This window comes from Actinosynnema sp. NPDC023658 (assembly GCF_040639995.1).
Taxonomy (GTDB): domain Bacteria; phylum Actinomycetota; class Actinomycetes; order Mycobacteriales; family Pseudonocardiaceae; genus Actinosynnema.
Map to the genome: position 1 here is coordinate 1 of NZ_JBFAAX010000142.1, position 12,933 is coordinate 12,933.

Sequence of the window (12,933 nt, forward strand, 5' to 3'; positions counted from 1 at the left end):
GCGCGCGCTGCGGGTGCTCCAGCACTCCCCGTCGGGGACGTTGTTCTGCGACGACAACGAGGAGAACGCGCGGGCGGCGCGCACGGTCGGCCTCGACGCGGTGCACACGCCGGACTTCCCCGCGCTGCACGGCGCGTTGTCGTCGCGCGGCCTGCTGGAGGACGGCTCCGGCACCGGTCCGGCCGGGCCCTCCGGGTCGTTGTTGCTGGTCCTGCACGACCGCGACGACGCCGAGGAAGCCGCGCGGGAGCTGGGTGCGGCCGGCTGGGCGCCGTGCGCGGTGCACAAGGACCTGCTGGCCGGCGAGGACGACGCCGAGGACGCCGACTGGGTCGTGGAGTTGATCTCCGGACCCGATGACCAGCCCGCGAGCGCCCACCGCGGGCTGCTCGAAGAGCTGGCCGGGCGGTACGACGGCTTCGTCACGGACTAGTCTCCCGGCCCATGGAGGCCGTCGAGATCAACGCGGGTGAGTTCTACCTGCGCCAACTCCGCGCCGACGACCGGATCGACGACCGGGTGGCGTTGGTGGGCGGCGGCCTGTTCCCCGACCTCGCCGCCGCGGGCGCGCACATCGCGGAACGCGCCGAGCAGTGGCACACCGAAGAGTCGTGCTCCTGGGCCGTGTGCGACCAGCTCACCGGAACGGCCGTGGGCGTGATCGCCCTGACCCGGGCCGGCGAGCTCACCTGCTGGACCACGCCCGACCTGCGCGGCAAGGGCATCGCGACGCACGCGACAGCCAGCGTGCTGCGGTTCGGCTTCGGGTTCCTGGACCTCCCGCTCGTCACGGCCAGACCCCCGGACGGCGCAGCGCGACGCGTCGCGGAGAAGTGCGGCTTCACAGCCGAGGGTCCACTGGGCATGTGGACCCGGCTACGGTAGGTGTCCATGAGGGCTGCTCAGGTGCTCACCGCCACGCTGTGCGCGATGGCGATGGCCGCCTGCACGCCCGCCCCGGAGAACAAGGCCGACGGTCGGGTGGACGAACCGCTGCCCGCCACGACGACGACCGCCCCGTCGTTGCCGCTGAGGCCCCGTGAAGTGCGGCTGGACAATCGGGACCCGTGCGCGGTCCTGACGCCCGAGCAGCGCATCGAGCTGAGCCTGGACAACCCGCCCAGCGCCTATGTTGAATCGGGCTTCGGCAACGCGAAGGCGTGCACCATGCGCAGCAACATCAGTGGGAACGTGGTGCGGCTCGCGCTCGTCACAGTGGAGGGCGTGGGCGTGTGGCTCAGCGAGAACGCCCAGGTGCACGTCCAGCAGACGACGATCTCCGGTTTTCCGGGTTTGATCGTGCGGACACCGGGCATGGACCACGTGTGCAACGTCGAGGTGGACGTCGCGGAGGGGCAGTTCCTCGACGTGATGTTCCGCGACGGCGGTAACGAAACAGCGGCGAAGCAGGACACTCTGTGCCAGGGAGCGCAACGGGTGGCAGAAGCGGCGGTAGCCGGTTTGCTGCAACGGCGCTGATCCACGCGGGGGATGTCCGCTCCACCCACTCCCCGCTGTCGGACCGTGTGGCTAGAGTGACCCTGCGCGACGAGGACCACGCGCGTCGGGAACGAGGAAGGCGGGAGGTTGCCCATGCCGTCGGAAGACCGCGGCCACGGCGCTGACACGGGCTCACCACCACCCCTGTCCCACACGCTCAACGTGGAGCCCAGCGCCATCCCGAGCCTGCGCAGCGCGTTCGCCGGTGCGCTCACCAAGCTCGACGAGCAGATCGAGATGGCCATCACCGAGGTGAGGGTCCGCCCCTGGGCGGGCGACCCGGTGAGCCAGGAGGCGGCCGAGAAGTTCAACGAGCGGTCGCTCGAGTCGGGAGACTCGGCGCTGATCGCGCTGGAGAACTACCAGCGGCAGCTCAAGGCGGCCATGGACGCGCTGAACGTGGTCGAGCAGCAGTACCAGTCCATCGAAGAAGACAACACCGGGTTGATGGGACAGCAGGGCAGCCGCTGAGCGCCCGGCGCAGGCAAGGGGAAGTTCATGCCCGATGGACACCGCTGGAGCGGTTACAGCCACGAAGAGCTGTACGAGCAGATCAACTCCGGGCCGGGGCCGCAGGCCTCGCACGCCTCGATGGAGCGGTGGCAGGGCGTTTCCGCCGCGTTGACCGAGATCAACGCGGAGTTGCACGCCGGTGTCATGCGTTCCGGGGCGACCTGGGAGGGCTCGGCCGCCGACAGCGCGCGGTCGGGCATCAACCCGCTGGCCGCGTGGGCGGACGACGCCCGTTCCGGCGCGGAGGTGATGCGCATCTCGGCCGAGTTGCAGGCCGACCACATCGCCAAGGCCCGAGCGGACATGCCGCCGCCGGTGAAGGTCACCGCCGAGGAGCCGAACACGCTCGTCAGCGCGTTGACCCACCTGGTCGGTGGCCAGACGGACTACGAGCAGCAGGAGAAGGCGCAGAACGCGGCCGAGCAGCGCGCGCGTGAGGTCATGACGACCTACGCCTCCAGCACCACCTCCAACACCAGCACGCTGGGGCAGTTCCACCAGCCGCCGCAGCTGGTGATCAACGCTTCGGACGTGGCGCGCAACGACGTGGGTGGCGTGTCCGGCCCCGGGTGGGGTTACGGCGGTCCGCGCGGCGGGCGTGGCGGCTGGGGCGGTCGCGGTGGCTGGCGCGGTGGTCGTGGTGGCTGGCGCGGCGGTGCGCCGCAGCAGCGTCCCGCGGCCCAGCCGTCGTTCGGCGGCTCGACGGGTACGTCCGGGGCGGGCACGTCCGGGTCGACCAGACCTTCGTCAGCCGCCTTACCGCCGGCCGGCACGGGTTCGGGTTCCGGCTCGTCCGGGTTCGGGCCGGGTGGCGTGATCGGCGGTTCGGGCGGTCAGCAGGACCGGCGCAAGTCGGGTTCGTCGCCCTCCGCCGCACCGGACACGACGAACGGGCAGCAGGTCAACCCCGGCGCCAACCAGCAGTCGCAGCCGGGCGGCGGTCCGCTGCCCAGCGGCACGACGTCGGTGAGCTCCACGGAGTTCGGCGCGTTCGCGACGGCCAACGCCCAGCACGCGGCGACGGCCGCACCGGGCGTGTCACCGGGCGCGATGCCCGGCGCGGCGCACCTCGCCAACAACGACACCGTGCACAAGCGGACCGTGGGCGGGCCGGCGCAGTCGGCGTTCGACCCGTTCGGCGGCCTGGGCGGTGGCCGTGCGGACGAGGAGGAGGACGCCACGCACGACGCCGCCGACTACCTGCGGGAGACCGACGACATCTACGGTGTCGGCGGGATCATCTCGCCTCCGGTGATCGGGGAGAGCACCACCCACTGATGACGACGTTCGGCTTGGACTTGGGCGACAGCGACCTGCGCGAACCGGTGACCATCTCGGCGCTGGAGTTCGACGTGCTGTGGGAGCACCTGCGGCTGGAGACCCTGCCGCTGGTGCTGAAGGTGCCGTCACCGGGCAAGACGCACTCCGAGCGGGCCGAGCTGGAGCAGCGGGCGTGGGCCGACCTGGACCGTCGTGGTCTGGGTCGTCCCGCGTCGCTGGACCCGGGGTTGGAAGACCTGCTGCACCTGCTGAACCGGCCGCAGGAGGAGGTGGACGGCAGGCTGTGGCTCGGTCACAGCGTCCGCGTGCTGGCCGCGTCCAAGGGCTCGTCCGGCGTCCTGGCCGTGCTGGCGCACGACCAGCTCACCCTGCGCCCGGCGTCCGCCGAGGGCCTGCCCCGGGAGGCGCTGTCCGTGCTGCCGCCGCTGTCCGCGGGTCCGGGGCACTCGGTGACGTTGCCGAGCGCGGACCTGGACGCCGCCGCGGCGACCTCGAACACCCCGGACGACCTGCTGAACGCCCTGGTCGCTCGCGGTATCCGGCCGGACGACGCCCGCACGTTGGCCGACATGTTCCGCGACGCGGGCAACCGCGGCCAGTTCGGCCGCGCGAGCCGTGACAAGTGGGGCAGGCGCGTCCGCCAGGAGGGAGTCGTGTCGTTCTTCGACAACCCGCACGGCCGCTACATCCAGCTCCGCCGGGCCACCCCGGGCCAACAACCGTGGAGCACCGTCTCCCCCGTGGACGCCCGCCGCCTCCTCCACCACCTGGAATCCCTCACCTCCGCCTAACCCGCGTGTCCTACCTCCAGAACGCGCGTGTCCTACGCTCAGAACACCCGAGTTGAACGCTCAGGTCGTCTCGGCCGCACGATCGGGTGAATGATGTACGGAACCGGGGGTCCCGGCACTCGGTTCTCACATGATCGAACTACCTCCCGGCCTCCACGGCGCCTACCCGCGCACGCGACTTCACGACCACCTGGGCGTGCAAGCCCTGCGCCGAGCCATCAGCGACGGCCGGCTGGTCAGCTACTGCCGAACGGTCGTCATCCAGCGGGAACGGATGGCGGACACCCGCACGCGTGCCGCTGCCGCGCTGCTGATGGCCGGTCCGGACGCGGTGCTGACCAGTCACACGGCGGTCTGGCTGCACGGCTGCACCGCCGCCGAGACCAACCGGATCCACATCCTCCTGGCACACGACCGCAGGCTTCGACCCCGCCCCGACGTCGCCGTGCACTACAACCAGTACGACCCGGCGGACGTGGTCGAGGTCGAGGGCCTGTGCACTCTGGCGCTCGACTGCGCCCTTGCCGACCTCCTGTGCCGAGCCCGGCATCGGTCCACCGCACTGGCCTGCGCCGATCAAGCGCTGGGCGCACTTCCCCCGCCGCAACGAGCCGAGCTCAAGGCCGATCTCACGATGCGCATCGCGACCCGCCGTGACTACCGGGGCAAGCGACAGGGCGTGTTCCTCCTCGACCTCGCGACGGGACTGCCCGAGTCACCGGCCGAGAGCACGCTCCTGCTGATCATCGCCGAAGCAGGCCTCCCCCTGCCCGAGCCGCAGTACTCCATCCGCGACCTCGACGGCCGCGAGATCTGGCGGTTGGACTTCGCCTGGCCGGAGGCACGGGTGGCGCTGGAGTACGACGGCTACGCGGCCCACGTCGACAAGGCGCAGGCCGACCGAGCCCGTGACGAAGACCTGCGCCGACGCGGGTGGAAGGTGCTCCGGGCCGGCGCTTCGGACCTGCGGGATCCCACCGAGCTGTTCAGGCACCTGAGCGTTCAACTCAGCAGTCCTGAACGTAGGACACGCGCGTTCCGGATGTAGGACACGCGCGTTCTGGAGGTAGGACACGCGCGGGGTCGGGGTTAGGGGCCTATGCCCTGGCAGGGGCGGGTTCGGAGGTCGGCCACGTAGTCGTCCGGGGCGCCCGCGGCTTCGGCGGCGTCGGCCACGACGCCGATGTAGCGGGCCGAGGGCAGTCCGCCCTCGTAGGCGTCGAGCACGTAGAGCCAGGCCGTCACCGAGCCCTCCAGGGTCTGGACGCGCAGGCGGATCTTCTTGTAGAGACCGAGCGCGCCTTCCCAGCGGTCGAGACGGGACTCGTCGCGCGGGCTCACGTCGTAGAGCACGCAGAACACCTGCGAGTCGGGGTCTTCGACGATGGTGGCGAGCGCGCCCTCCCAGCCCAGGTCCTCGCCACCGAACGTCAGACGCCATCCGGCGAGCCACCCGGTCCCCGCCATCGGGGAGTAGGGGGCTCGCTCCATCATCTGGTTCGGGTCCATGTTGGACCCGTACGCGGCATAGAGCGGCACGACGACAGCCTAGCGACCTCGCGATCATCGTGAGGGACCAGAAGACCGGACGACACACCCCGACACCCGACCGCGTACGGTTACCACCGGCTGCCAGCGGCGCAAACAGCGGCGCGAGCAGCACCGACAACCACGAGGAGGACGTGTCGTGACCCGCATCGTCATCATGGGCGGTGGCCCCGCAGGTTACGAGGCGGCACTGGTCGCGGCCCAGCACGGGGCCGACGTGACCATCGTGGAACGCGAGGGCGTCGGCGGCGCTTGCGTGCTCTACGACTGCGTGCCCTCGAAGACGTTCATCGCCTCCGCGGGAGGCCGCAGCGCCTTCCGCAACGCCGGTGAGCTGGGCATTCGCACGAACAACGCGGAAGCGGCGGTCGAGCTGCCGGTCGTCCACGGACGGGTGAAGGGCCTTGCGCTCGCGCAGTCCGCCGACGTCCGGGCCCGCCTCCAGCGCGAGGGCGTGCGGATCATCAACGGCACCGGCAAGTTCTGCGACAACGCCCCCGGGCTCGCCCAGCACGAGGTGGTGGCGGTCACCGAGGACGGCGCGAAGGAAGTCCTCCCGGCCGACGTGGTGCTCATCGCCACCGGCGCGACCCCCCGCGTGCTGCCCGGCGCCGAGCCCGACGGCAAGCGCATCCTCACCTGGCGGCAGATCTACGACCTCCCGGAGCTGCCCGAGCACCTGGCCGTCATCGGCTCGGGTGTCACCGGTGTGGAGTTCGCCTCCGCGTACACCGAGCTGGGCGTGAAGGTGACCATGGTCTCCAGCCGCGACCGGGTGCTCCCCCACGAGGACGCCGACGCGGCCGTGGTGCTGGAGGACGTCTTCGCGGAACGCGGCACGGCGGTGGTCAAGCACGCCCGCGCGGAGCGCGTCGAGAACGTCGGGGACGGCGTCCTGATTCACCTGGAAGACGGTCGCACGATCGAGGCGAGCCACGCCCTGATGACGGTCGGCTCGGTCCCGAACACCGCCGACATCGGCCTGGACAAGATCGGCATCGAGCTGGGCCGCGGCGGGTACATCCCGGTCGACCGGGTGTCGCGCACCAACATCTCCGGCGTCTACGCGGCGGGCGACTGCACGGGCCTGCTGCTGCTGGCCAGCGTCGCCGCCATGCAGGGCCGCATCGCCATGTGGCACGCGCTGGGCCAGGGCGTCAGCCCGATCAAGCTCAAGACGGTCGCGGCGAACGTGTTCACCAACCCCGAGATCGCCAGCGTCGGCATCAGCCAGCAGGCGATCGACTCCGGCGAGGTGCCCGCGCGCACGATCATGCTGCCGCTGGCCACCAACCCGCGGGCCAAGATGGAGGGCCTGCGACGCGGGTTCGTGAAGCTGTTCTGCCGCCCGGCGACGGGTGTGGTGATCGGCGGCGTCGTCGTCGCGCCGAACGCCAGCGAGCTGATCCTGTCGATCACGCTGGCCGTGCAGAACCAGCTCACGGTGGACGACCTGGCCACCACGTTCTCCGTCTACCCGTCGCTGACCGGCTCGATCACCGAGGCCGGCCGCCAGCTCATGCGCCACGACGACCTGGACTGAGAACCGGGAAGGGGGCGCCGCCGGGACGGGCGACGCCCCCGCGGGACTACTCGACCCAGTCGAAGGTCCTGGTCACGGCCTTCTTCCACTGCGCGTAGGTCTTCGCGCGGGTCTCGTCGTCCATCGCCGGGTCCCACTGCTTGTCCTGCGCCCAGTTCTGCCGGATGTCGTCCTCCGACTCCCAGAACCCGACCGCGAGACCGGCCGCGTAGGCGGCGCCGAGCGCGGTCGTCTCGTTGACCACCGGGCGGATCACCGGCACGCCCAGGACGTCCGCCTGGAACTGCATCAGCAGCTCGTTGACGACCATGCCGCCGTCGACCTTCAACGACTTCAGCGGCACGCCCGAGTCGGCGTTCATCGCGTCGATCACCTCACGGGTCTGGAACGCCGTCGCCTCCAGCACCGCGCGGGCCAGGTGGCCCTTGTTGACGAACCGGGTCAGGCCGACGATCGCGCCGCGCGCGTCCGACCGCCAGTAGGGCGCGAACAGGCCGGAGAACGCGGGCACGAAGTACGCGCCGCCGTTGTCCTCGACCGTGCGGGCGTGCTCCTCGATCTCGGCGGCCGTCGAGATCATGCCGAGGTTGTCGCGCAGCCACTGCACCAGCGACCCGGTCACCGCGATCGAGCCCTCCAGCGCGTACACCGGGTCGTTCGAGCCGATCTTGTAGCAGACCGTGGTGAGCAGGCCGTTCTCGCTCATCACCTTGTCCGTGCCGGTGTTGAGCAGCACGAAGTTGCCGGTGCCGTAGGTGTTCTTGGCCTCGCCCGGCGACAGGCACGCCTGGCCGAACGTGGCCGCCTGCTGGTCGCCCAGGATGCCCGCGATCGGCACGCCGGCCAGCGCGCCGCGTTCGCGCACCTTGCCGTACTCCTCCGACGACGAGCGGATCTCCGGCAGCATCGACAGCGGGATGCCCATGTCGGCCGCGATGCCCTCGTCCCAGCTCAGCGTGTCGAGGTCCATCAGCAGCGTGCGGGACGCGTTGGTGGGGTCGGTGACGTGCACGCCGCCGTCCACCCCGCCGGTCATGTTCCACAGCACCCAGGTGTCCATGTTGCCGAACAGCAGGTCACCGGCCTCGGCCTTGGCGCGGGCGCCCTCGACGTTGTCCAGGATCCAGCGGACCTTGGGGCCGGAGAAGTACGTCGCCAGCGGCAGGCCGGTCTTGTCCCGGTACCGCTCCTGGCCGCCGCCGAGGGAGGCCAACTCCTGGCAGATCCGGTCGGTGCGGGTGTCCTGCCAGACGATCGCGTGGTAGACCGGCTTGCCGGTCGTCCGGTCCCAGACGAGTGCGGTCTCGCGCTGGTTGGTGATGCCGACGGCGGCGATGTCGGCGGTGGTCAGGTCGGCCTTGGCCAACGCGCCGGCGGCCACCTGCCTGGTGTTGGTCCAGATCTCGTCGGCGTCGTGCTCGACCCACCCGGCCTGCGGGAAGATCTGCCGGTGCTCCTTCTGGTCGACGGAGACCACCCGGCCCGAGTGGTCGAAGACCATGCACCGGGTCGACGTCGTGCCCTGGTCGATCGCGGCCACGTACTTCGTCATGCGCTGGAGTCCTTTCAGACCGGGAGAGCCAGGTACAGGAGTGCGGCGAGCGCGCCGCCGACCAGCGGGCCGACCACCGGCACCCAGGCGTAGCCCCACTCGGCGCTGCCCTTGTCGCGGATGGGCAGGATCGCGTAGGCGATGCGGGGTCCGAGGTCGCGGGCCGGGTTGATGGCGTACCCCGTGGGTCCGCCGAGCGAGGCGCCGATGCCGATGACGACGAACGCGACGCCGGCGTAGCCGAGGGCGGAGTTGCCCAGCTGCGGCACGCCGTCGGCCATCTCCTTCGCGGCCGGGCTCAGCAGCACCCACGCGACCAGCACGAACGTGCCGATCACCTCGGTGAGCAGGTTCCAGCCGGCCCGCGGGATGGTCGGGGCGGTGCAGAAGATGCCGCGCGTGCCCGCCGGGTCGTCGTGCGCGTCGAACTGGAGCTTGTAGGTCAACCAGGCGAGCACGGCGCCGACGAACGCGCCGACCAGCTGGCCGGCGAAGTAGACGGGGACCTGGGCCCACGGGGTCTTGTCCGCGATCGCCAGGCCCAGCGTCACCGCGGGGTTGAGGTGAGCACCGCTCGGCGCGGCGATGCTGGCGCCCGCGAAGACCGCGAAACCCCAGCCGATGTTGATCAGGAGCCATCCGCCGGTGTTTCCCAACGTGTCCTTCAGGACGACGTTGGCGACGACACCCGCACCCAACAGGATCAGGATCCCGGTGCCCAGCGCTTCCCACACGAAGATCGAGGCATTGCCCACTCGCCACCTCCTCACGTTCACAGGAGGCAGCACGGTCCGGGTCCGGCGGCGCTGCCCACCCCACGATGTGGAATGACGCTAGTTCCGACCTGTTCGGTTGTCCACGGGTGGCGTACCAGCGGGTAACGTGGTCGAGTCAGTCCTGGTCTGGCCAGTCGAGTCGTGCATCAGGGAGGCGTTCGTGGTCATGCGCAAGCACCCCGCCACCGCGGGCCGGCTGGGACCGCTCGAACGCTCGGAGGCCTGGGAACGCCTCGGCGCGGAGACCTTCGACCTGGTGATCATCGGCGGTGGCGTGGTCGGCGTGGGCGCCGCCCTGGACGCCGCGACCCGTGGTCTGAGGGTGGCCCTGGTCGAGGCGCGGGACCTGGCGTCGGGCACGTCGAGCCGGTCGTCCAAGCTGTTCCACGGCGGGTTGCGGTACCTGGAGCAGCTGGAGTTCGGGCTGGTCCGCGAGGCGCTGCGGGAACGCGAACTGATGTTGACCCGCCTCGCTCCGCACCTGGTCAAGCCGGTGTCGTTCCTCTACCCGTTGACGCGCCGCGGGTGGGAACGCCCGTACACCGCGGCCGGGTTGTTGATGTACGACACGATGGGCGGCGCGCGGTCCGTGCCGGGGCAGAAGCACCTGACCAGGGCCGGTGCGCTGCGGCTGGTGCCCGCGTTGAAGCCGTCCGCGCTGATCGGCGGCATCCGGTACTACGACGCGCAGGCCGACGACGCGCGGCACACCATGATGGTCGGGCGGACGGCGGCGCACTACGGGGCGGTCGTGCGGACGTCCACGCAGGTCGTGGGCTTCCTGCGGGAGGCGGACCGGGTGTCCGGCGTGCGGGTGCGCGACGTGGAGGACGGGCGCGAGACGTCCGTGCGGGCGCACGCGGTGATCAACGCGACCGGGGTGTGGACCGACGAGCTGCAACGGCTGTCCGGCAGTCGCGGCCGGTTCCGGGTGCGCGCGTCGAAGGGCGTGCACATCGTCGTGCCGCGGGACCGGATCGTGTCCGAGTCGGGGCTGATCCTGCGGACCGAGAAGTCGGTGCTGTTCGTGATCCCCTGGCGAAATCACTGGATCGTGGGAACGACCGACACCGATTGGAACCTCGACCTCGCCCATCCGGCGGCGACGCGCAAGGACATCGACTACATCCTGGAGCACGTGAACGCGGTGCTGGCGACGCCGCTGACGCACGACGACATCGAGGGCGTGTACGCCGGGCTCCGGCCGTTGCTGGCCGGGGAGAGCGAGTCGACGTCGAAGCTCTCGCGCGAGCACGCCGTGGCGCGGGTGGCGCCGGGGTTGGTCGCCATCGCCGGCGGGAAGTACACGACGTACCGGGTGATGGGGGCCGACGCGGTGGACGCGGCGTCGGTCGACCTGCCGGGGCGGCTCCAGCCGTCGATCACGGACAAGGTGCCGCTGGTCGGGGCGGACGGCTACCACGCGCTGGTGAACCAGGCCGACCAGTTGGCGGCGCGGTACGGGTTGCACCCCTACCGGGTGAGGCACCTGCTGGACCGGTACGGGTCCTTGGTGCACGAGGTGCTGGAGTCGGCCGACGGCGAGCTGCTGAAGCCGGTGCCCGGTGCGCCGGACTACCTGCAGGTCGAGGTCGTCTACGCGGCGTCGCACGAGGGCGCGCTGCACCTGGAGGACGTGCTGACCAGGCGCACCCGGATCTCGATCGAGTACCCGCACCGGGGCGTGGAGTGCGCCCTGCCGGTGGCCCGGTTGATCGCCCGCGTGCACGGCTGGGACGACGCCCGCGTCGCGCACGAGGTGTCGGTGTACACCGCGCGGGTCGACGCGGAGCGGGCGTCGCAGGCGGAGCCGGACGACCAGGCGGCGGACGCCGTGCGGTCGTCCGCGCCGGAGGCCCGACCGGAGATCACCGAACCGGTCAGCTGACCTCACACCGGGTCCGGCAGGTCCAGCGCGGCCAGCTTGGCCGGGTCGTTGAGGATCGAGATGGCCTTGATCCGGCCGTCCGCGACGGTGAACGCCATGACGGAGAGCGGGGTGCCGTCCGGTTTCCAGGACACGACGCCGGGCAGGCCGTCGACCAGCACCGGGCGTCCCACCGAGGCCGCGCGCGCGGCGAACCGGGCGCGGGTGGCGACCGTGGTGGCCCCGAGGACGACGACCACGCCCTCGGAGCGGTCGACGGTCAGCTCCACGTCGGGGTCGAGGACGCGGAGCAGCCCCTCGAAGTCGCCGTGGCGGGCCGCCGCGAGGAAGGCCCGGACGACCTCGCGCTGCTCGCGCCCGGCGGAGGTCCGGCGTTCGGTCGCCCGCACCTTGCGGCGGGCCCGGCTGGCGAGCATCTTCGTGGCGTCGGTCGACTTGCCGAGGATCCGCCCGATCTCGTCGAACGGCACCGCGAACAGGTCGTGCAGCACGAACGCCAGCCGTTCGCCCGGTCCGAGCGAGTCCAGGACGACGAGCAGCGCCAGGCCGACCGAGTCCGCGAGCGCCACGTCGTCCTCCGGCGCGGGGCCGTCGTCCGCGGTCACCACGAGGTCGGGCAGCCCGTCGTCGTAGGACGCCTCGGGCCGGGCCTGGCGCGACCGCAGCACGTCCAGGCTGATCCGGCCGACCACCGTGGTCAACCAGCCGCCGAGGTTGTGGATGGACGCGGCGTCCTGCCGGGAGAGCCGGAACCAGGCCTCCTGGACCACGTCCTCGGCGTCGGCGTGCGACCCGAGCACGCGGTGGGCGATCGCCCGCAGCCGGTCGCGGTGGGCCTCGAACCGCTCCGCCACCGGGTCTGTTCCGGACATGTCGTTACCTTCCTCGGTGCTGCTCCGTCATGGGTGATGACGAGCCCGGAAGGGCACAGGTAACCGACGAGGAGCAGGACCGATGGAAGCACGCATGACGAGCCCGGCGAACCCCGACGTGACCGCGGCGATCGGGAAGCTCTACCGGGTGATGCACTCCGGTGGGGTCGACGCCTCGGTGCTGGAGCTGGTCCACCTGAGGATCAGCCAGATCAACGGGTGCAGCCCGTGCGTGTTCGCCGGGGTGACGGCGGCGAAGAAGCGCGGCGAGACCGACGAGCGGCTGCACAACGTGGTGACGTGGCGCGAGACGCCGTTCTTCACCGAGCCGGAGCGGGCGGCGCTCGCGCTGGCCGAGGCGGCCACCCGGGTCCAGGACGGGGCGGAGGGCGTGACCGACGAGATCTGGGCCGCGGCCGCCGAGCACTTCGACGAGCAGCAGCTGTCCGCGATCATCCTGGACGTCGCGCTGACCAACTTCTTCAACCGGGTCAACCGCGCGGTCCGGGAGCAGGCCGGCAAGACCTGGTGAGCCGGGTGCCCCCGGCGACGGCGACGCGGGGGCCGCGGGGGTGGGGGCCCGCGCGGGGGGGAGGGCGGGGCGGGCCGGGCGGCGGGGACCGTGACCCCGGCGCCCACCCGCCGGGGCCGGTGGGGCGGGGGGAAGGT

Annotated in this window: 14 protein-coding genes; 10 read left to right on the plus strand and 4 right to left on the minus strand. The window is 71.4% G+C overall.

Going from position 1 to position 12,933, the window contains the following annotated elements:
* The 7 genes from AB0G02_RS17405 to AB0G02_RS17435 form a co-directional block, all read left to right on the plus strand.
* The coding region (locus AB0G02_RS17405; protein ID WP_360794981.1) for a hypothetical protein at nt 1-433 on the plus strand (433 nt) is incomplete at its 5' end.
* Between the two features lie 11 nt (nt 434-444).
* Nucleotides 445-885, plus strand: a complete 441-nt coding sequence (locus AB0G02_RS17410) for a GNAT family N-acetyltransferase (RefSeq protein WP_360794984.1) — start codon at nt 445-447, stop codon at nt 883-885.
* A gap of 6 nt (nt 886-891) precedes the next feature.
* A complete protein-coding gene (locus AB0G02_RS17415; RefSeq protein ID WP_360794987.1) occupies nt 892-1,479 on the plus strand; it encodes a DUF3558 domain-containing protein in 588 nt (195 codons plus the stop codon).
* Between the two features lie 114 nt (nt 1,480-1,593).
* Entirely contained in the window at nt 1,594-1,971 is a 378-nt protein-coding gene (locus AB0G02_RS17420) for a transcriptional regulator (protein ID WP_360794990.1), read from the plus strand.
* 27 nt (nt 1,972-1,998) lie between these two features.
* The gene (locus AB0G02_RS17425; RefSeq protein WP_360794993.1) at nt 1,999-3,291 is read left to right on the plus strand and encodes a PPE domain-containing protein; all 1,293 of its coding nucleotides are present in this window, start codon (nt 1,999-2,001) and stop codon (nt 3,289-3,291) included.
* Nucleotides 3,291-4,085 (plus strand): ESX secretion-associated protein EspG, encoded by a 795-nt coding sequence (locus AB0G02_RS17430; protein WP_360794996.1) that lies wholly within the window; start codon nt 3,291-3,293, stop codon nt 4,083-4,085. Before AB0G02_RS17425 ends, AB0G02_RS17430 begins: the two co-directional genes overlap by 1 nt.
* A gap of 130 nt (nt 4,086-4,215) precedes the next feature.
* Nucleotides 4,216-5,133: a DUF559 domain-containing protein gene (locus tag AB0G02_RS17435; RefSeq protein WP_360794999.1), complete on the plus strand. Its 918-nt coding sequence runs from the start codon at nt 4,216-4,218 to the stop codon at nt 5,131-5,133.
* Nucleotides 5,134-5,174: 41 nt separating this feature from the next.
* Here the strand turns inward: AB0G02_RS17435 and AB0G02_RS17440 are convergent, their stop codons facing one another.
* Entirely contained in the window at nt 5,175-5,624 is a 450-nt protein-coding gene (locus AB0G02_RS17440) for a gamma-glutamylcyclotransferase family protein (RefSeq protein WP_033429064.1), read from the minus strand.
* Nucleotides 5,625-5,772: 148 nt separating this feature from the next.
* On the opposite strand from AB0G02_RS17440, the gene AB0G02_RS17445 reads away from it, so the two are divergent.
* Nucleotides 5,773-7,176 (plus strand): NAD(P)H-quinone dehydrogenase, encoded by a 1,404-nt coding sequence (locus AB0G02_RS17445; RefSeq protein ID WP_360795003.1) that lies wholly within the window; start codon nt 5,773-5,775, stop codon nt 7,174-7,176.
* A 46-nt stretch (nt 7,177-7,222) separates the two neighbouring features.
* On the opposite strand, the gene glpK is transcribed toward AB0G02_RS17445, so the two are convergent.
* Together glpK and AB0G02_RS17455 are read right to left on the minus strand one after the other, a co-directional pair.
* On the minus strand, nt 7,223-8,728 hold the full coding sequence (gene glpK / locus AB0G02_RS17450) for a glycerol kinase GlpK (protein WP_360795006.1): 1,506 nt from the start codon (nt 8,726-8,728) through the stop codon (nt 7,223-7,225).
* Nucleotides 8,729-8,742: 14 nt separating this feature from the next.
* Nucleotides 8,743-9,483: an MIP/aquaporin family protein gene (locus tag AB0G02_RS17455; RefSeq protein WP_360795009.1), complete on the minus strand. Its 741-nt coding sequence runs from the start codon at nt 9,481-9,483 to the stop codon at nt 8,743-8,745.
* Between the two features lie 187 nt (nt 9,484-9,670).
* Here AB0G02_RS17455 and AB0G02_RS17460 point away from each other — a divergent pair, with 187 nt between their 5' ends.
* Complete coding sequence (locus AB0G02_RS17460) at nt 9,671-11,392, plus strand: glycerol-3-phosphate dehydrogenase/oxidase (RefSeq protein WP_360795018.1); 1,722 nt, start codon at nt 9,671-9,673, stop codon at nt 11,390-11,392.
* Between the two features lie 2 nt (nt 11,393-11,394).
* Here AB0G02_RS17460 and AB0G02_RS17465 read toward each other — a convergent pair whose 3' ends face one another.
* A complete protein-coding gene (locus tag AB0G02_RS17465) occupies nt 11,395-12,264 on the minus strand; it encodes a sigma-70 family RNA polymerase sigma factor (RefSeq protein WP_360795012.1) in 870 nt (289 codons plus the stop codon).
* An 82-nt stretch (nt 12,265-12,346) separates the two neighbouring features.
* Here AB0G02_RS17465 and AB0G02_RS17470 point away from each other — a divergent pair, with 82 nt between their 5' ends.
* Nucleotides 12,347-12,796 (plus strand): carboxymuconolactone decarboxylase family protein, encoded by a 450-nt coding sequence (locus AB0G02_RS17470; protein WP_360795015.1) that lies wholly within the window; start codon nt 12,347-12,349, stop codon nt 12,794-12,796.
* Nucleotides 12,797-12,933 lie beyond the last annotated feature (137 nt).

Coding starts and splice junctions, on each gene's coding strand:
- AB0G02_RS17430 (WP_360794996.1), top strand. CDS start 3,291: ATGACGACGTTCGGCTTGGACTTGGGCGACAGCGACCTGCGCGAACCG.
- AB0G02_RS17425 (WP_360794993.1), top strand. CDS start 1,999: ATGCCCGATGGACACCGCTGGAGCGGTTACAGCCACGAAGAGCTGTAC.
- AB0G02_RS17410 (WP_360794984.1), top strand. CDS start 445: ATGGAGGCCGTCGAGATCAACGCGGGTGAGTTCTACCTGCGCCAACTC.
- AB0G02_RS17435 (WP_360794999.1), top strand. CDS start 4,216: ATGATCGAACTACCTCCCGGCCTCCACGGCGCCTACCCGCGCACGCGA.
- AB0G02_RS17420 (WP_360794990.1), top strand. CDS start 1,594: ATGCCGTCGGAAGACCGCGGCCACGGCGCTGACACGGGCTCACCACCA.
- AB0G02_RS17415 (WP_360794987.1), top strand. CDS start 892: ATGAGGGCTGCTCAGGTGCTCACCGCCACGCTGTGCGCGATGGCGATG.
- glpK (WP_360795006.1), bottom strand. CDS start 8,728: ATGACGAAGTACGTGGCCGCGATCGACCAGGGCACGACGTCGACCCGG.
- AB0G02_RS17460 (WP_360795018.1), top strand. CDS start 9,671: ATGCGCAAGCACCCCGCCACCGCGGGCCGGCTGGGACCGCTCGAACGC.
- AB0G02_RS17470 (WP_360795015.1), top strand. CDS start 12,347: ATGGAAGCACGCATGACGAGCCCGGCGAACCCCGACGTGACCGCGGCG.
- AB0G02_RS17465 (WP_360795012.1), bottom strand. CDS start 12,264: ATGTCCGGAACAGACCCGGTGGCGGAGCGGTTCGAGGCCCACCGCGAC.